A 14,895-nucleotide genomic window follows, 5' to 3' on the forward strand; every position below is an offset into this window, starting at 1 on the left:
TAATTTTGATATAAAATATACTAAATTTTTATCTTATTTCGCGTCTTTAGGTGAATTTGATCGCAATCGAGGGTGAGGGTGCGATCGCGCGCGCCAGCGTGCGGTCGGCATATCGCTTTAACGGTTGCATTGAGCGGCTGCTATTGAGCTTGGTACCTTACTCATAATGCGTCCACATCCGCAAAATTTTCACCGTATTTTCAGATTCAATCACCTCGTATACCAGACGATGTTGAATGTTGATTCGCCTCGAATATGCACCCTCCAAATCTCCCACCAATTTCTCGTAAGGTGGGGGATTCTGAAATGGATTAACTGTAAGGATGTCTAATAAGGTTTGGGCTTTATCTCGTAAATTACTAGCAGCCAGCTTCTTAGCATCTTTCTGTGCTTGTTTGGTGTAAACCAGATCCCAGCTCACCATTCCAACTCCCGCTCGCACTCATCGATCGGCGTTGCTAGTCCTTCCCGAATCGATTCTCGCATCCCTGGAATTGAGAGAAGATAGAGTGTTTCCTGTATCGATGTCCAATCAGCTTCAGACAATAGCACTGCATTGTTACCTTGTCCTGTAATCACAATGGGTTGATGTGACTGGCTTACCGAATCGATCAAATCCTGCAACTTTTGTTGAGCTTCACTGACTGGGATCATAATAACTGTGTTTTGCTAGATCTTGTCTGCTGATTATAGCCACTCCCTCATTATGAACGATTGTCTCAATTTCGGCTGCCAAATTCGGGAATAATCGCTCGAATAAGTAAATTATGCCTATATCGTTGACTAAAGCGTAATGTCATCGAGTAGCATTAGCCCTTCATCCACATCAGAAAAGTTTTCTGTAATTTCTTCTAATGTGGCAAGTAGTGAAAGCAGAGAACCGGGGCGAATGGGTTCGAGGATTAATCGATGTCCTTCTTTGCGTAACAAAACTTCTGTTGTCTGCTCTTCTGCTTCTAACCGGATTACGCCTACTAAACTCCCAGTCCAGGGATCGAGATCGCTCAAAGATTCTCTAGTTGGATTTGCAGGAATAGAAGACAGCGTTTCTTGTTGAATTGATGCCAGTAGAGACTGAACTAGATGAGTGCGATCGCTAATCGGTAATTGCAGTACTTGCTTTTCCAATTCTTGCCACGTCATAATTTTTCTGCTGACCAAACCAAGACCATCCTAACAAAACATCGCTGTTTCAGCTTTCCTTGATGATGGCGATTAAGGATTAGAGAGAGTGGGGGTGCGATCGCCCGCTTGAGCGCGATCGCCCGCTTGAGTGCGATCGCTTTAACGGCTCAAATCAGCGGCGGCTAGTAACCTTGAACTCAGCACCAGCGGCTTTCGACCCTCCGCTGACCAATTTAAAGAGCTACCTCTTGACTACAAGAGTACCAGCCATGATGTCATGCAATGCTTGATTTTTATCAGTAAAAGCTGCCATTAGATAGCCGATAAACAAGGTTATGGTTGAGAGATATTTACCAAAATATCTTCCCGTCGCTTTGCCAAAGGATATGCGCTTTCCATTTAAATCTGTTACTACTATTCCTAATGCTTGCTTACCCAATGTTGCTTGTTTCGGAGAGCTTTCCGAAAGCGCATAGTATAACCAGCTAACTACTATATCAACAAGAAAACCCAATGCTTCAACTCCTGTTGTTGAGCCAGTACTTGCACCAAAAAGAAAGCCTACTACAGCACCTGCTATAAAACTAAGAATATACAGTATTATCCCGTCAAGTAGTGAAGCTTAAAATCTTGACCAGAAACTTGCATAATTCATCGATTGTCTCCTGACTCTAAATGACTATGGAATCTAAACTATTTCTGATACCAAATCCAGTTTTATAACCCCTTTTAAGCCAAAACTACTGAAAGTCATGGCTATACGCACAAATGCCGCCTACACGGTGTAACTGATAAAGGGAGTATTAGACCCCTATTTGGTATTAAGTCAATTTGTTCAGATATTGCTTTCTACACATCTTAAACAAGGATTCCGGATCTGACTGTGCTTATGTCAAAATTTGATTGCATAACTTTCTTCAATCTTAAAGCCTGCCAAGCAAAGACGGCTTCACCCTGATTACCACAACCCAAAACAGGAAGTGCCATTTCTTAAACCTCAAGTCCATCATGGTTACTTGGCGATCGCACGCTGCATAAAACTTCCACTTGCTTTTGCCACAAGGGTTTTGCAGATTAATTGTTCGCTTTGTAGTAGATACGAGGTTTTTTTATAACCAACCGGAAGAATTACCCTAAAACTTTTCTCTGGGCGATTGCACCCCACCATCAACTTGCCGGTTGCGCCTCCACAAATAGCTTAGCGGTGTAACCGTTTAGCTAACCCGCCAAGGCTAGACCATCGGCTGATTCCATGAATTTGGGTTGATATCTGTTAATTTCATTATATTGAAAATAAAAATTTTGTCCAGGAAGACTTGGAATGGAGGCTGAACAGACAAATTTCAATGATCCAACCGCCTTTTGAGCGATCGCTCCCAAGAGCGCGATCGCGCACCCATGTAGATAGGACTAGACGCGCGATCGCGCACCCACCATCCCATGTAGATAGCGCCCAGCACCGATCGCCATGCTAGTATTGATCCCATCAGGATTAAAGGCGGTTTGAGGTCATGAGTTTCACCGATCTAGTCGAAGCAATCAAAAGTCTTTCCTTTGACGAAAAACAAGAGATTCAACTGCTATTAAGTCAATATTTGAGAGAAGAACGTCGGGAGGAGATATATAACAATTTCAAGCTGAGTCAAGCCGAAGAGCAAAACGGTGAACTGAATTTTTCCTCTGATATTAACAAACTCAAACAACTGGTAGAAGAGTGATGGTAGAGGTCAGTTTTAGCTCTTCATTCCGACGTGCTTTCAAAAAACGAATCCAGGGAAATGAAGATTTAGAAGCCAAGTTTTGGCAAAAAGTAGAGCTATTTGTCAATGACCCTTTTGAAAGGTGTGCGTGCGATCGCTCTGACGCACCCTACTAACTCACCAAGCTACCGTTCGTAAATCCTCAATCTCCTGGAAGTGCGCGTCGCGTGTCACCAACGTCAAATCATATTGCAATGCAAGTGCTGCTATCCAAATATCATTTTCAGGTAAGCGACGACCTTTAAGCCTTAGCTTGTTCTTCACCTCACCATATCGACGAGCAGTTTCAGCATCACATTCAAGCACTGTACTATTGACAATTAACTGATTAATTCTTTCTAAATTCTCTTGAGGTCGTCCCGATTTTCTCGCACCATAACACAACTCCCCAATCGCAATACTGGGAATAAAAACTTCATCGGCTTGGGCAAGACTATTTTTGATTGCTTCTTCATCAGCAAACAGAGCAATAATGATGTTGGTGTCTAGCAAGTATCTACCACTCATTAAAATCGACCTGCTCGCACCCAGTTTCAATTGCTTCCCGCATCAATTGCAGGTCATCTGGTGGAATCGAACCTGCAAAACGTAGTAATTCTCGCCCCGGAGTGCCTCTAATTTGGGAACTCACCAAGGTTCTGGTAAATTCCAGCACCCGCTGTTGCAAGTGCTGCGGCATAGCTCTTAGTTGCTCAATTACCTCGTCGATGATAGATATGTTCATTTTTCCCTCCTACCCATCATCCTACAATCGCTCCAAGAATCGCAACTACCGCACATTCAGTTTGCGGAAAATGTTGCGAAACCCATTCCTGGCTAATGTTTCTAGTTCCTGGCGTTCTCTGGCAGAGAATTCACTTTGGATCTGGGAACCGCCATCGAAATATACTTCTGTAAGTTTGCCTTGGTTAAAAAAGATCGTGCTGCCATCATGGAATCTCTGAATTGCCACTACCTTACCATTCTCAAACCAATAGCCCATACCATCACCTAATTCCGTCAGAGATTCGGAAGCTTTTACAGGTCTGCCGTTGAGTCTGCAAACAGTGTAGGTCATATTTCCTTCAACTCTGCGAGTTTCTCTGCAACCTTGGGTACTTTGTTCAAGTTGATACACCCGATGAGCGTAAAAACACTCCCCAGAAGAATTATCGCAAGTGGGCGCATCGTTCAATTCATTGGCTTGAAGCTGGGTAGCCCCAGTAAACAGAAGACCGAGAGAGAACGCAACAGCAGCGAATCGTTTGATCACAGATTGGTTTATTTGAAAAACACCTATCTCAAATATACCAACGCTTAAACAGCCGTCTTTGGGACAATATACTATACCGCACTGTCATCCCCACCGGGCAAGTAGTCAGAATTGAGGACTGCTTCAGCATTGAAGGGATTTTCAACTGGAAACTCATCAATTCCTAGTCCCGTTTCAGCCGCAGCTAATTCCCTTGCATCTTGGTAGCACTCGTTAAATATCTCAGTAAAATAGGGTTGCAAGCTTGGGCTTTCTTTGAATGCTTTTTTGATTCTTTGCCGATGTTCAACAATGCTGGCTAACCAACTGTTTGAGCGTTTCTCTGCCTGATACCTATACTTGAGGAGATGGAGCAATAGAATTTTAAGATTGCTGTAAATTGCCCGCTTCTCGAGCTTACCGATATCTTCAATTTCTTCAATCACGTTTTCCCAGTCTACATTGGCGTAGTCTTGAGTCCGTAATTGTTCGACTGTAGTTTCAACCCAACCCACGAAATCAGTATCGTAGATACTTTTTTGGCTGGCTTGGAGTTCGGTTGTCACGAGGGTATCTCCTGCAAGCGATCGCTTATTCTATTGTGACACAATCTCACTTAATGAAAGCCAAAATTTCAAACTCTGTACGAATCTCTAAAAGCGACCTATCTAAAAGCGGTTCAAAGTTCAAAAATGGCACGTAACGCTGCCGCTTGCGAGTTTTAAACCAGATTGAAATCAATTCTGGCAACAATTGTGGTATTACAACCAAAATTGAACTATATAGCCACAGCACCCCATGATGTTTGATTAAATCCTCATACATTACATCTACGGCTGGATTTTTACGTTCTCTCAAATAATCTCGGAACTTAAAATCACTCGTCCAAAATGTCAGGGGCAGGATTTTCAGTTCATCATACATATCAGTATCGCAGCCATAAATTACATGACTCGCATCATGGGCAAACAAAATTTTAGCAAAATCTGGTGGTTGAGTACTGGGATGGGTAAAGTCAGAATTGACTGCGTAGTATTCTTCCAACCCTTCCCGGAGGGTTTGAGTGCTGTTTTTGTCGGTGTAGCGGGGACGCGGGCGATCGCTCATAACTCAACCTCAATTACTTTCGATACGTAACCGTTTCGTAAACTATAATAACACTCATGAGCGAGACTGACAAAAAACAAATGGGACGCCCCCGCAGCGTCCAATCCCATCAAGCGATTTTGCAAGCAACCCTGGAAATGCTGGCAGAAGTGGGATACGATCGCATGAGTATCGATGCGATCGCATCCCGTGCCGGAGTTGGCAAAACCACCATCTACCGCCGCTACAAATCTAAGGAAGAACTCGTTGCAGATGCGATTGAAAGCTTAAGGGAAGAAATTGTCATCCCTGACACGGGTACTTTTTGGGGCGATATTGATGTGCTGATCGAAAATGCGGCAAAAATTACCCTGAATCCTTTGGGAAAACAAACAGTTGCAATGATTATTAGCAGCGCATCCAGCAATTCTCAGTTTGCTCAAGTTTACTGGACAAAATATCTACAACCTAGACGGGAAGCTTTTACCATTGTAATCGAACGGGCAAAAGCAAGAAATGAAGTTCAAGCAAATTTAGCTCCGGGTTTAGTCTTCGATATGATGAGTGGAATCATGCTTTATGCGCTGATTTTTCCACCCACAACAGAAACTTGGGAAGCATACATTCGCCGCGCTTTAAATCTTTTTCTCAGAGATGTTGCAGTCTGAATAATCGCTAATTGCTAATTGCTCATGGGAATATTTTCCATAGCTAATATTAGCCATTAGCTATTATCCACCTACTTAAATAGGTAAAAACAGCTCTGACAAGGGGATTTCAATCTCTGGGAAAGCAAGTGGTGCAATAACGGCATTATCTGGAAGAATCATTTCAGATTGATAGCCTTCTGGTGTAGGATTTCGCAAGATATAAGCTTGGCGTTCAGCTACATCTAAAACCCAGTATTCCGCAATATTTGCTCTAGCATAAATGAGCGCTTTTTCTTCAATGTCGATTTGTAAGGTACTGTAGGAAACTTCAATTAAGAGAAAGATTTCGCTACCATTGGGGTGATGCTCGCCATAAGCACCCGCATCGATACTAACTACAGCAATATCTGGTTCTGGTTCCGAGGTGGCTAAAGTAATTGGCAATTGAACGCGAATTTCTCCTATATTCCTGAGCAGGTTTTGCAGATATCGATCAATTCGCTGGGTTGTACCCGCATGGGGTGGAGTTTGATCGCTCATTTGGATAATTCGACCGTTCAGCAATTCAACTTTATCATCTTCATTCAAAATGCCCGCATCAATCATCCGGTGATATTCTTCTACTGTCCAAAGTTTATCTCTTGTTGCTGTCATACAATTAACTCCTTCTTTTGAGAATATAGCTAGGGCGCGGCGGGTTTAAACATGCCAGAAACCTGATTTCTTAGCGCGGATTGATTGGTAAAACCCGCCCCTACAATAATCAATAATTAAGGTTTGGGAACCAAAACCGTTAAACCTCCAGGAATGCATTCAATATCTATCGGCGTTGTGCCGATAATTTCCCCATCTAATACTACTTTTTGCGGCGGATTTGTTGTCACTTTCATCCGCTTAGCGCAAAGGTGGACAAGGTTCTGATGTTCGATGCCGGTTTTAATTAAAGCTGCTCCCAACATTCTCAGCATTCCTGTAATTGCTTGCAGCTTGGTTTCTGCTGCGGCAATTGTTACATCTAAAAGTCCATCATCGGAAATAACTTGCCCTCCACCTTGTGCTAAAATTGAGGTGATGGGTGCGGTATTGGCAATGGTAATTGCGCTTGCTTGCAACTGATGGACTTCCCCTTCAATATCAATTTCAGTTTCAAATAATTCTTGAGTATCTAATTGCTGCCATCCTGCCATTAAATAAGCTAACGCACCCCACTGATCTTTTAACTCGCGACTCGCTTTTTCTACTGTTTCGGCTTCGTAACCAATTCCTGCTAGTAAAATCATAGGCATTCCGTTGCAACGTGCGGCATCCACAACGCGAGTGTATCCGCCTAAAATGACTTGACAGGCGCTTCTAATCGGTGCTATCGCCGCTGAAATTCCCAACGCCACCGAAAACGCATTCGCCGTCCCTCTGGGGATAATTCCTAAAGGTATTCCCGTCCCTATTAATGCACCCGCAACTGCTGAAACAGTCCCATCGCCGCCAGATGCGATAATAATATCGGCTTTCGCTGCGATCGCATCTTTCACCAACTGCACCGGATCTGAATCTTTTGTCGTTAAATGAACGTGCAAGTGCATCTGCGGGTAAAGCAGTTGTTGAATTAAAGAAAGGTCTTGTTCCGCATTTCCCTGTCCCGATACGGGATTAAATATTAAATGAGCAACTTGTGTTTTTTCTAAACTAGCAACTATTGCCTCTGCCGTCCCTAAATTAGTAGCAAGCGGCACGTTGTGGACATTGCAAATACGTAGAAGCGCCTGAATATCCGGTTCGTGGGGTTGGGCATATAAAGCATCTACCAGAAAAATTACCGCGACAACGTTACCTGTGGCAACTTGTGCCGCAATTTGCGCGTCTCCTCCCATTGGACCGGATAACATTTGCTCGACTGGTAATCTCGTAGCATTTTGAATCCGCCCTCCCGTCGTACTGGTGGCAATTAATTTGTAACGACCCAGGACAAGTGCGTGTTGCTTTGCGAAGTTGACTATATCGTCTTTCTTGCGATCGTGGGCAATGAGTGCGATCGTTGCAGGCATAGTGAGATGGAAGTATGTTGCTGTTTGTCATCATATCCAAAGCCGGTGAATTCCACCCAATCACCACACCCAGACTCGCGAGGCAAATGCTTGGGCAATCCTATCCTTGTCAGTGCCCCAGGGAAACTCAGCTGCTACGGATAGGTGGACTGCTTTGTAATATTTATATACAAACATTGAATGTTTGGGATTACCCGACTAAAATTTAATTTAAATTATACCAGAATAAATTCAGTAAACCATGAAAACAGCTTTGAGAAAAATTATCCGTAACTTTGGAATAGATATAGTTAGATACTCCCCCGTCCCCCCTGAACCGCACATATCTAAAAATTCCAGCTTTCTCAAGCTACTGAATTTTTATGAAATCGATTTAGTTTTAGATGTAGGGGCTAACAACGGACAATTTGCCAGTAAACTCTTTAACAGCGGCTATGTCGGCAAAATAGTATCTTTTGAACCGCTATCTTCTGCCTATGAGAAACTCCTAGAAGCAAGTCGATTGCATCCAAACTGGGAAATAGCACCCCGATGTGCAATTGGAGATAAAAATACCGAAATTGAAATTAATATTTCAAACAATTCCGAAAGCAGTTCGGTATTGCCAATGTTATCAGCTCACGTTGACGCTGCACCCAGCTCGGTCTATATCGGCTCTGAAAAGGTCAAAATGTTAAAATTATCTGAGGCAGCTGATAGTTATATGAAAAAATCTCAAGCAACTTTCCTCAAAATAGATGTACAAGGCTTTGAAGATAAAGTTTTAGAGGGAGCTGCCGAAATCCTAACCAATATTAAGGGTATGCAATTATAATTGTCTTTTATTCCCCTTTATGAAGGCGGAATATTGTTTGAAGAAATGCGGACAAACCTAAAAAAAATGGGATTTGAAATCTACTATATCTCTCCCGGATTTTCCGATCCTCGAACGGGCAGGATGTTGCAAGCTGATGGAATATTTTTTAGAGGCTAATACCTATAGCAAATAAATGCGATCGCATTTATTTGCCGCCATCAAATTCAATAACAAATCGTGAAATTTGAACTGGTCAATGAAGATTACTATATAACTCAAGTTGCTAGTTACATCTAAGGACAAAGAAACCCGGTTTCTTTGTCAAAGGATGTAACTAGCAACTTAGCCCGTTATATAGTAAAATACTCGGATATCAAAGCGGCAAAGAATGCCGGGTTGATTCCATCAGGGCAAGCGCGCTTTCAACAGTTTAGTCGAAGACAAGGTCGGAGATTAGTCTCACCCTACTTCAACGAAGCTTTCTATGGCGCTACTTATTCAGATCTAAATCCAGTTTGCCTTAAAATAACAGTCTGATGACAGTCGATATTTTAATTCTTTCCAATGGACCTGGAGAAGTAACCACCTGGGTGCGTCCCGTCGTACAATCCTTGCGGCAACAGTTGGGGGAAGAGCGGGATAAAGTACGCATTTCGGTGGTATTATCTCCTTGTCCCAATGCGACTGGCAAAGAAGATGCGATCGCTCTTTCCTACCCACAAGTAGACCGCGTTCAAGCAGCAGAACATTTTTTCCCATTTCTACTATCCGGCAAAACTGCTCAAAATTGGGACTGGCGCCACAAGGGAGTTGTTCTCTTCCTCGGCGGCGACCAATTTTATACCGTCATCATCGGCAAGCGTTTAGGATATCGTACCGTCGTTTATGCCGAATGGGACGCCCGCTGGCATAATTGGATCGACAGCTTCGGCGTCATGAAACCAGAAATTGCTGTCAAAGCATCGCCAAAATATGCCCATAAATTTACAGTTGTCGGCGACTTAATGGCAGAAGCGCAACAACGGGGGGAGATAGAGAACGACTCTAAATCCGACTTTGAATTAATTGGACTGCTACCCGGATCGAAACCAGCAAAATTAGCCCAGGGTGTACCTCTGTGTTTAGCCATCGCACAACGCATCCACTCTGTGCGTCCTCAAACTCGGTTTGTGATTCCCGTCGCCCCTACTTTAGACCTCAAAACTTTAGCTCGTTTTGCCCTTCCAAATCAAAATCCTTTAATTCAACAATTTGGATGGGGAAGTTCTGAATTAGTTATCCCTTCTAACTCAGACTCTCCCTTCCTCAAAACTCCCTCTGGTTTGCGCGTGGAATTGTTTACCCAGTTTCCCGCCTACGATTTATTATCTCAATGTCGCCTTTGCCTTACTACAGTTGGCGCCAATACCGCCGAGTTGGGTTCCTTAGCAGTCCCCATGATAGTTCTATTACCAACTCAGCAATTAGATGCCATGCGTTCTTGGGATGGTTTGCCTGGTTTATTGGCTAATTTGCCCGGAGTTGGTTCTGTTTTTGCTAAAGCTATTAACTCGTTAGTATTGCGACAAGGTCGGTTATTTGCATGGCCTAATAAATGGGCAAATTCCGAAATTGTCCCCGAATTAGTCGGAAATCTCCAACCTGAAGATGTGGCAGATTTAGTTATCGATTATTTAGACCATCCCCACAAGTTGGAAGCAATGCGATCCAACCTCCGCCATGTCCGAGGTAACCCCGGTGCATCTCAAAAACTCGCTCGATTGGTACGCGATGAACTTTCCCTTTTTGATACTCAATCCCCAAGCATTACACCCTATATCTCTCACCCTTAAGCCCTTGTCTTTATCCACATTTTTTCATCAGTTTGTTTAACGCTTTCGGCCTTAGCCTGCCTGCGATTCAAATCCCAGGCTAATAGCAAAAGTCCCTTCCAACAAACTAATATTTTCCAGCAGTCCATCACCTGGACTTTCCCTATTAGCCTGGGACTTTAGTCCCCGGCTGGTTTTATGGGTAAAAATTTTTTCTGTAACTCTAGACTTGGCTAATTTTTTTTGATATAATAGATTCGATGAGGAAGAACTATCTTAAAATATTTATTTGGCACATATTTCCATTATGATAATAATACCCTAAAAACTGCTTTGGCGCAATCGTATTTTTCTCTATTTAACTCAACTTGCTAGTTACATCCAACGGCGCTGGTAATAGGTAATCGCGTTACTAGGCTCTGGGGTGTCAGGGTAATTGTCAAGAGTAGACTGAGCCATCAATCCAATTACCAATTACCAATTTGAATCACTAGCAACTTGCGTTATTATCCCAGATGTAGCTATACTTTCTGTTTTTTATATGATATAATAGATTCGATGAGGAAGAACTATCTTCAAATATTTAATTTGCACAGATTTCGATTATGATAATAATAGCCTAAAGCAGGCGCTCGCGCAATCCTACCACACCCACTTCCTTATCTAAAATCTAAAATCTGAAATCTAAAATCTAAAATTTTCTACACTTGTCCATCGCGGCGTCCCAACTCGTAGATGCCGCAAGCGACGCAAGCTAACAGACCCATAGTGATGCCCCAACTATCACCTAAACCTAGTTCGACGCCCCAGTTGCACAAAGCGCCTGCGATTAAAAACGGGAAGATGCTGAATAAAGAGGCAAAAAAGGCATTTTGGGATTCTCTACCTTTCTTGGTGCGGTCAAATTCTGCTTGGGAGGTGTAGAGAGATCGCTCGGCAAAATTAAACCAACGATTCAGTTGCTGGGTAACCCACTCACCCACGGGGGAAAAGCCGAGATACAAAGCCAGCGACCACAAAAGCGCGCCGGCGATCGCCGTGGTATCGAGTGTAATTTTAAACGGAAACGGAAACAGATCGCTGATCTCCATTTTAGATGCTCGGAAAACAAAATATTATAAAAATCTTAACAGACTTCATTGCACATATAACCATGCAAATAAAACTAAATTGCCGCTCCCATAGAGTTGACCACTTGAATATCAACAAATCAAGTCAGGAATTAGGCGCACCCATCCGGGTTTCTATGAATCGTCGCTTTGTAACTAGAGATCTCAGCCAGAAACCCGGTTTCTAAAATCGTCGTGCGTCAGTCTTAAAAGTAAAACCTGGAAATTAACTCTAAACCTCATTTTCACCGAGAATTTAGAGTTAATTTCCAGGGGGTAAACATGCTTTAGCAAACGGCAAAATAGATTAGAGTTGATCCATTTGGCGACGCAATTCTTCCAAATCCTTATCAACCTGTGTTGATGTTTTATTTGGTGTATTGGATGGCGGGGCAGAAGATTGACTAGCAGAAGGTAGAGCAGCTTGATTGGGGGAAGCACCTGCCAGCAAATTAGCTTTCATCGCCATCAATTCATCATCGACATCGCTACCAGATTCGAGCAGGGCAAATTGGCTTTCCAGATCGTTACCAGCTAACTCGCCTGCTGCTTGGGCGCGAGCTTCCATCTGCAAAACCTTTTCTTCCATGCGCTCAAAGGCAGCCATCGCCGTACCTGTACCCATGCGACCGACGGTATTTTGCAGCTGCTCTTGCGCCTTTGCGGCAGCCACGCGGGCTTTGAGCATATCTTTCTTAGTCTTCGCCTCAGAAATTTTGCTTTCCAGGGCGATGAGATTGCGCTTGAGCTGGTCTACCTGAGTGGTTTGAAGATCCAGGGTTTGTTTGAGGGCACCCGCCGTGTCAGCGTGGGTTTTTTTCCTTACCAGCGCTTCCCTAGCCAGATTTTCATCGCCCTTTTGCAGAGCCAGTTGAGCGCGGCTTTGCCAGTTATTTACTTCGGATTGGGCTTGGTTGTACTGTTGTTGGGTACGTTTTTGAGTGGCGATCGCCTGAGCAACAGCTTGACGCAGCTGCACCAGGTCTTCCTGCATATCAATAATAGACTGTTCCAGAATCTTTTCCGGGTCTTCAGCCTTGCTAACCACGTCGTTCAGGTTGGCTCGGACTACTCGGCTAATGCGGTCAAACAATCCCATAACTTTTTCCTTTTGGGGCGTATTATCAAAGCGACAAAGCAGCTATTTAAACCATAGCCAATAATCTTAGGGTTTTTGCGGATCGGTGTTGCGCGCACTGGGTAACTGGGCAGGGTTGTTTCCTGCAACGATCTTAGCCTTCATGGCTTCGAGTTCGGTATCGATATCGCCGCCTGCTTCGAGGGCGGCAAATTTCTGTTCCAGTTCGTTGCTACTTAATTCTGCTATAGCACCGGCGCGAGCTTCGATTTGCAGGATTTTTTCTTCCATCCGATCGAAAGCACCCAAAGCGCCGCTAGGATTGTAGCGACTCGTCATTTGGTGGAGTTTTTCAGTAGCCGCCGCACTGCGAGCGCGGGCAATATACATATCTTTTTTAGTCTTAGCCTCAGCTAGTTTACTTTCTAGCGTCCGCATGTTCTGCTTCAGGTTAGCGACGATAGTATTTTGCTGCTCTAACTGGGTAGCGAAGGCTTTGGCAGTTTCTTGATAAGTTTTGCGCCTCGAGAGAGCTTCCCGCGCCAGGTTTTCATCGCCCTTAGAGAGAGCCAGTTGGGCGCGGCGATACCATTCATCTGCGGAAGACTGAGCTTGTGAGAGTTGTCGTTCGGTACGTTTGAGAGTAGCGATCGCACTTGCAGCCGCCTGACGCAGTTGGATCAGGTCATCCTGCATTTCCAGCACAGTTTGTTCCAGAATCTTTTCCGGATCTTCCGCTTGACCGACTAAATGGTTGATATTAGCGCGGATCGCGCGCCCGATGCGATCGAGAAGTCCCATAGTGGCGTTCCCCTTACTGAGTCCGCAGCCCCATTGCCATACCAATTAGTTTCATGTTATCTCGCTATCGCACCCTTGAAGATAGGAAAGATCGGGAAGATAAAGAAGGTAGCGTCGATATCACTTCCCCATCTCTCCCATCTCCCTTGTCTCGATCAGAATTAGGGGCGTCGATAAAGCTGAGCCGATACGCCTTGTTTTTGCAGCTGTTGCACCTTAGTTCTAGCCTCGCTAGCCGTTGGGAAGGAAGCCAATTGGATGCGAGTGCCGTCGGGTAAGCGACGAACAAAAGCATTTGCTGCCACTTTACGCGCTTGAGTTAGGGAGCGCGAGCCATTATAATCCATCACGACTAAGTAGCGATTTTCTCCAGCTCTTGCGGGTTTAGCCCCAGTTTGCCGAGTTGCGGGAGTGGGTGCGCTTGTGGGTAGGGGTAAGCTTCCCGACTCAACTGGCTGTGGTAAAAGACTGCGGGACAAATCCAAAGGAACGTTACCGGGTGCCGGACTGGGTATGGTAGCTGGGGTATTGACGGGAATCTGAGGACGAGGCGCCGGTGTTGGGATGGCGGCGACTCTAGGTTCTACGGTACTGAGCGATCGCAAAGTCAATTCGCCAAATTCCTCAGCAGCTAAGTTGGGCGAAGTGGGAATCCCTCTAACTACAGATGCATTCCCACCAGCAGCGGCAGTTTTTGGCGTATTTTCAGCGACCTTGGGCTTTTGGGGTTCAAACAATCGGTTGAGGTGGCTGACGCTAGCTGGAGTCATCACCACATAGCCCAAAGTTGCACTTGCCAGCAATAACAATAGCATCGAGCCAATACCCAAGGGGCTGAGCAGTCGATCAGATTCGCGTTCTCTTTGTTCGGGGGTGAAAGGGTTTTCTGGTTCTGCTGTCAGATTTTTGAGCAGCGCTGCCGATGATTGGAGATAATCATCTGGCTGGATCAAGGTAGCACCCGGTGTTGCTGCTTGAGTGTAGTTCGTTTCCACCGCTGCGCTGACATTCGTCTCCACATCAGAAGCGATCGCTGCTGCTGGGATATTCCGTCGCTCCCCCATTTCTTCCACCCCACCCGGAGTCGGGTTGTTGCTAGCCGCAGATGCCCCATTTTCAGCGCCAAGATTTCTGCCCCCCGTTGCTTTCACCGAGATCAGATCCAAAGATTTATCGACCTTGGGACGGCTTGACCCATTGGTATAGAGCATCTTTTTGCCGCGGCGCTGACGGCGGAAGCGGGTTAATTCTTCCTCCAGATTTACGTCCAAGTTGCCGAGAACCGCTTGTAAAGTCGGGTCTAGCCCTGGAGTTGGGGACGATTGAGGCGAAGATTCAACAGAAGAAAGTTGGCTCATAGCGAATGCTGTCTCCTACCAATTGCTTGTTGCGTCAGATCGGTGCAG

General features: G+C 44.7%; 20 protein-coding genes and 1 pseudogene. 5 read left to right on the top strand and 16 right to left on the bottom strand.

Annotated elements, in window-relative coordinates; all coding sequences use genetic code 11:
* Nucleotides 1–157 precede the first annotated feature (157 nt).
* The 5 genes and pseudogenes from ACE1CM_RS40595 to ACE1CM_RS40615 all read right to left on the bottom strand — a co-directional run bounded on the left by ACE1CM_RS40595 (nt 158) and on the right by ACE1CM_RS40615 (nt 2,612).
* Nucleotides 158–424, bottom strand: coding sequence for a Txe/YoeB family addiction module toxin (locus ACE1CM_RS40595; RefSeq protein ID WP_374884792.1), 267 nt, complete (start codon nt 422–424; stop codon nt 158–160).
* The gene (locus ACE1CM_RS40600; RefSeq protein ID WP_374884794.1) at nt 418–654 is read right to left on the bottom strand and encodes a type II toxin-antitoxin system Phd/YefM family antitoxin; all 237 of its coding nucleotides are present in this window, start codon (nt 652–654) and stop codon (nt 418–420) included. The genes ACE1CM_RS40595 and ACE1CM_RS40600 overlap by 7 nt, the downstream gene beginning before the upstream one ends.
* Before the next feature lie 129 nt (nt 655–783).
* Nucleotides 784–1,143 (bottom strand): antitoxin, encoded by a 360-nt coding sequence (locus ACE1CM_RS40605; RefSeq protein WP_374884796.1) that lies wholly within the window; start codon nt 1,141–1,143, stop codon nt 784–786.
* A gap of 223 nt (nt 1,144–1,366) precedes the next feature.
* Nucleotides 1,367–1,735: pseudogene (locus ACE1CM_RS40610) on the bottom strand (RDD family protein); the annotation flags it as partial.
* Between the two features lie 733 nt (nt 1,736–2,468).
* Nucleotides 2,469–2,612, bottom strand: a complete 144-nt coding sequence (locus ACE1CM_RS40615) for a hypothetical protein (RefSeq protein ID WP_374884798.1) — start codon at nt 2,610–2,612, stop codon at nt 2,469–2,471.
* Between the two features lie 24 nt (nt 2,613–2,636).
* Here ACE1CM_RS40615 and ACE1CM_RS40620 point away from each other — a divergent pair, with 24 nt between their 5' ends.
* Both ACE1CM_RS40620 and ACE1CM_RS40625 read left to right on the top strand, forming a co-directional pair.
* Entirely contained in the window at nt 2,637–2,843 is a 207-nt protein-coding gene (locus ACE1CM_RS40620; protein ID WP_374884800.1) for a hypothetical protein, read from the top strand.
* Nucleotides 2,843–3,001 (top strand): hypothetical protein, encoded by a 159-nt coding sequence (locus tag ACE1CM_RS40625; protein WP_374884801.1) that lies wholly within the window; start codon nt 2,843–2,845, stop codon nt 2,999–3,001. The genes ACE1CM_RS40620 and ACE1CM_RS40625 overlap by 1 nt, the downstream gene beginning before the upstream one ends.
* 1 nt (nt 3,002) lies before the next feature.
* Here ACE1CM_RS40625 and ACE1CM_RS40630 read toward each other — a convergent pair whose 3' ends face one another.
* From ACE1CM_RS40630 to ACE1CM_RS40650, 5 genes are all read right to left on the bottom strand, one after another.
* Nucleotides 3,003–3,392 (bottom strand): type II toxin-antitoxin system VapC family toxin, encoded by a 390-nt coding sequence (locus tag ACE1CM_RS40630; protein ID WP_374884802.1) that lies wholly within the window; start codon nt 3,390–3,392, stop codon nt 3,003–3,005.
* Complete coding sequence (locus ACE1CM_RS40635; RefSeq protein ID WP_374884803.1) at nt 3,382–3,609, bottom strand: hypothetical protein; 228 nt, start codon at nt 3,607–3,609, stop codon at nt 3,382–3,384. The genes ACE1CM_RS40630 and ACE1CM_RS40635 overlap by 11 nt, the downstream gene beginning before the upstream one ends.
* Before the next feature lie 45 nt (nt 3,610–3,654).
* The gene (locus tag ACE1CM_RS40640) at nt 3,655–4,137 is read right to left on the bottom strand and encodes a hypothetical protein (protein WP_374884804.1); all 483 of its coding nucleotides are present in this window, start codon (nt 4,135–4,137) and stop codon (nt 3,655–3,657) included.
* A 71-nt stretch (nt 4,138–4,208) separates the two neighbouring features.
* On the bottom strand, nt 4,209–4,682 hold the full coding sequence (locus tag ACE1CM_RS40645) for a DUF29 domain-containing protein (protein WP_374884806.1): 474 nt from the start codon (nt 4,680–4,682) through the stop codon (nt 4,209–4,211).
* Between the two features lie 46 nt (nt 4,683–4,728).
* Nucleotides 4,729–5,223 carry a hypothetical protein gene (locus tag ACE1CM_RS40650; protein WP_374884808.1) on the bottom strand — a complete coding sequence of 165 codons (495 nt, stop codon included), beginning with the start codon at nt 5,221–5,223 and terminating at the stop codon, nt 4,729–4,731.
* 56 nt (nt 5,224–5,279) lie between these two features.
* Here ACE1CM_RS40650 and ACE1CM_RS40655 point away from each other — a divergent pair, with 56 nt between their 5' ends.
* On the top strand, nt 5,280–5,870 hold the full coding sequence (locus ACE1CM_RS40655; protein ID WP_374884810.1) for a TetR/AcrR family transcriptional regulator: 591 nt from the start codon (nt 5,280–5,282) through the stop codon (nt 5,868–5,870).
* Nucleotides 5,871–5,945: 75 nt separating this feature from the next.
* Here the strand turns inward: ACE1CM_RS40655 and ACE1CM_RS40660 are convergent, their stop codons facing one another.
* Together ACE1CM_RS40660 and mgsA are read right to left on the bottom strand one after the other, a co-directional pair.
* Nucleotides 5,946–6,506, bottom strand: a complete 561-nt coding sequence (locus tag ACE1CM_RS40660; RefSeq protein WP_374884811.1) for a Uma2 family endonuclease — start codon at nt 6,504–6,506, stop codon at nt 5,946–5,948.
* A 116-nt stretch (nt 6,507–6,622) separates the two neighbouring features.
* Nucleotides 6,623–7,894 carry a methylglyoxal synthase gene (mgsA, locus tag ACE1CM_RS40665; RefSeq protein ID WP_374884812.1) on the bottom strand — a complete coding sequence of 424 codons (1,272 nt, stop codon included), beginning with the start codon at nt 7,892–7,894 and terminating at the stop codon, nt 6,623–6,625.
* Between the two features lie 241 nt (nt 7,895–8,135).
* Between mgsA and ACE1CM_RS40670 the strand changes: the two genes are divergently transcribed.
* On the top strand, nt 8,136–8,708 hold the full coding sequence (locus ACE1CM_RS40670) for an FkbM family methyltransferase (RefSeq protein WP_374884813.1): 573 nt from the start codon (nt 8,136–8,138) through the stop codon (nt 8,706–8,708).
* Nucleotides 8,709–9,226: 518 nt separating this feature from the next.
* A complete protein-coding gene (locus ACE1CM_RS40675; protein WP_374884814.1) occupies nt 9,227–10,522 on the top strand; it encodes a lipid-A-disaccharide synthase in 1,296 nt (431 codons plus the stop codon).
* 680 nt (nt 10,523–11,202) lie between these two features.
* On the opposite strand, the gene ACE1CM_RS40680 is transcribed toward ACE1CM_RS40675, so the two are convergent.
* The 4 genes from ACE1CM_RS40680 to ACE1CM_RS40695 form a co-directional block, all read right to left on the bottom strand.
* Nucleotides 11,203–11,592, bottom strand: a complete 390-nt coding sequence (locus ACE1CM_RS40680; protein WP_374884816.1) for a hypothetical protein — start codon at nt 11,590–11,592, stop codon at nt 11,203–11,205.
* A 325-nt stretch (nt 11,593–11,917) separates the two neighbouring features.
* Nucleotides 11,918–12,709, bottom strand: coding sequence for a PspA/IM30 family protein (locus ACE1CM_RS40685; protein WP_374884818.1), 792 nt, complete (start codon nt 12,707–12,709; stop codon nt 11,918–11,920).
* Between the two features lie 66 nt (nt 12,710–12,775).
* The gene (locus tag ACE1CM_RS40690) at nt 12,776–13,489 is read right to left on the bottom strand and encodes a PspA/IM30 family protein (protein ID WP_374884820.1); all 714 of its coding nucleotides are present in this window, start codon (nt 13,487–13,489) and stop codon (nt 12,776–12,778) included.
* 161 nt (nt 13,490–13,650) lie between these two features.
* Nucleotides 13,651–14,847 (bottom strand): hypothetical protein, encoded by a 1,197-nt coding sequence (locus ACE1CM_RS40695; RefSeq protein ID WP_374884822.1) that lies wholly within the window; start codon nt 14,845–14,847, stop codon nt 13,651–13,653.
* Between the last annotated feature and the right edge of the window lie 48 nt (nt 14,848–14,895).

Origin of the sequence: Microseira sp. BLCC-F43 (genome assembly GCF_041929235.1) — a bacterium.
In the GTDB taxonomy this organism is placed as follows: domain Bacteria; phylum Cyanobacteriota; class Cyanobacteriia; order Cyanobacteriales; family Aerosakkonemataceae; genus Microseira.

What these genes read in the sequence shown, in the direction of transcription:
- ACE1CM_RS40595 (WP_374884792.1), bottom strand. Translation starts at nt 424, where the DNA reads ATGGTGAGCTGGGATCTGGTTTACACCAAACAAGCACAGAAAGATGCT.
- ACE1CM_RS40600 (WP_374884794.1), bottom strand. Translation starts at nt 654, where the DNA reads ATGATCCCAGTCAGTGAAGCTCAACAAAAGTTGCAGGATTTGATCGAT.
- ACE1CM_RS40605 (WP_374884796.1), bottom strand. Translation starts at nt 1,143, where the DNA reads ATGACGTGGCAAGAATTGGAAAAGCAAGTACTGCAATTACCGATTAGC.
- ACE1CM_RS40615 (WP_374884798.1), bottom strand. Translation starts at nt 2,612, where the DNA reads ATGGGATCAATACTAGCATGGCGATCGGTGCTGGGCGCTATCTACATG.
- ACE1CM_RS40620 (WP_374884800.1), top strand. Translation starts at nt 2,637, where the DNA reads ATGAGTTTCACCGATCTAGTCGAAGCAATCAAAAGTCTTTCCTTTGAC.
- ACE1CM_RS40625 (WP_374884801.1), top strand. Translation starts at nt 2,843, where the DNA reads ATGGTAGAGGTCAGTTTTAGCTCTTCATTCCGACGTGCTTTCAAAAAA.
- ACE1CM_RS40630 (WP_374884802.1), bottom strand. Translation starts at nt 3,392, where the DNA reads ATGAGTGGTAGATACTTGCTAGACACCAACATCATTATTGCTCTGTTT.
- ACE1CM_RS40635 (WP_374884803.1), bottom strand. Translation starts at nt 3,609, where the DNA reads ATGAACATATCTATCATCGACGAGGTAATTGAGCAACTAAGAGCTATG.
- ACE1CM_RS40650 (WP_374884808.1), bottom strand. Translation starts at nt 5,223, where the DNA reads ATGAGCGATCGCCCGCGTCCCCGCTACACCGACAAAAACAGCACTCAA.
- ACE1CM_RS40655 (WP_374884810.1), top strand. Translation starts at nt 5,280, where the DNA reads ATGAGCGAGACTGACAAAAAACAAATGGGACGCCCCCGCAGCGTCCAA.
- ACE1CM_RS40660 (WP_374884811.1), bottom strand. Translation starts at nt 6,506, where the DNA reads ATGACAGCAACAAGAGATAAACTTTGGACAGTAGAAGAATATCACCGG.
- mgsA (WP_374884812.1), bottom strand. Translation starts at nt 7,894, where the DNA reads ATGCCTGCAACGATCGCACTCATTGCCCACGATCGCAAGAAAGACGAT.
- ACE1CM_RS40670 (WP_374884813.1), top strand. Translation starts at nt 8,136, where the DNA reads ATGAAAACAGCTTTGAGAAAAATTATCCGTAACTTTGGAATAGATATA.
- ACE1CM_RS40675 (WP_374884814.1), top strand. Translation starts at nt 9,227, where the DNA reads ATGACAGTCGATATTTTAATTCTTTCCAATGGACCTGGAGAAGTAACC.
- ACE1CM_RS40680 (WP_374884816.1), bottom strand. Translation starts at nt 11,592, where the DNA reads ATGGAGATCAGCGATCTGTTTCCGTTTCCGTTTAAAATTACACTCGAT.
- ACE1CM_RS40685 (WP_374884818.1), bottom strand. Translation starts at nt 12,709, where the DNA reads ATGGGATTGTTTGACCGCATTAGCCGAGTAGTCCGAGCCAACCTGAAC.
- ACE1CM_RS40690 (WP_374884820.1), bottom strand. Translation starts at nt 13,489, where the DNA reads ATGGGACTTCTCGATCGCATCGGGCGCGCGATCCGCGCTAATATCAAC.
- ACE1CM_RS40695 (WP_374884822.1), bottom strand. Translation starts at nt 14,847, where the DNA reads ATGAGCCAACTTTCTTCTGTTGAATCTTCGCCTCAATCGTCCCCAACT.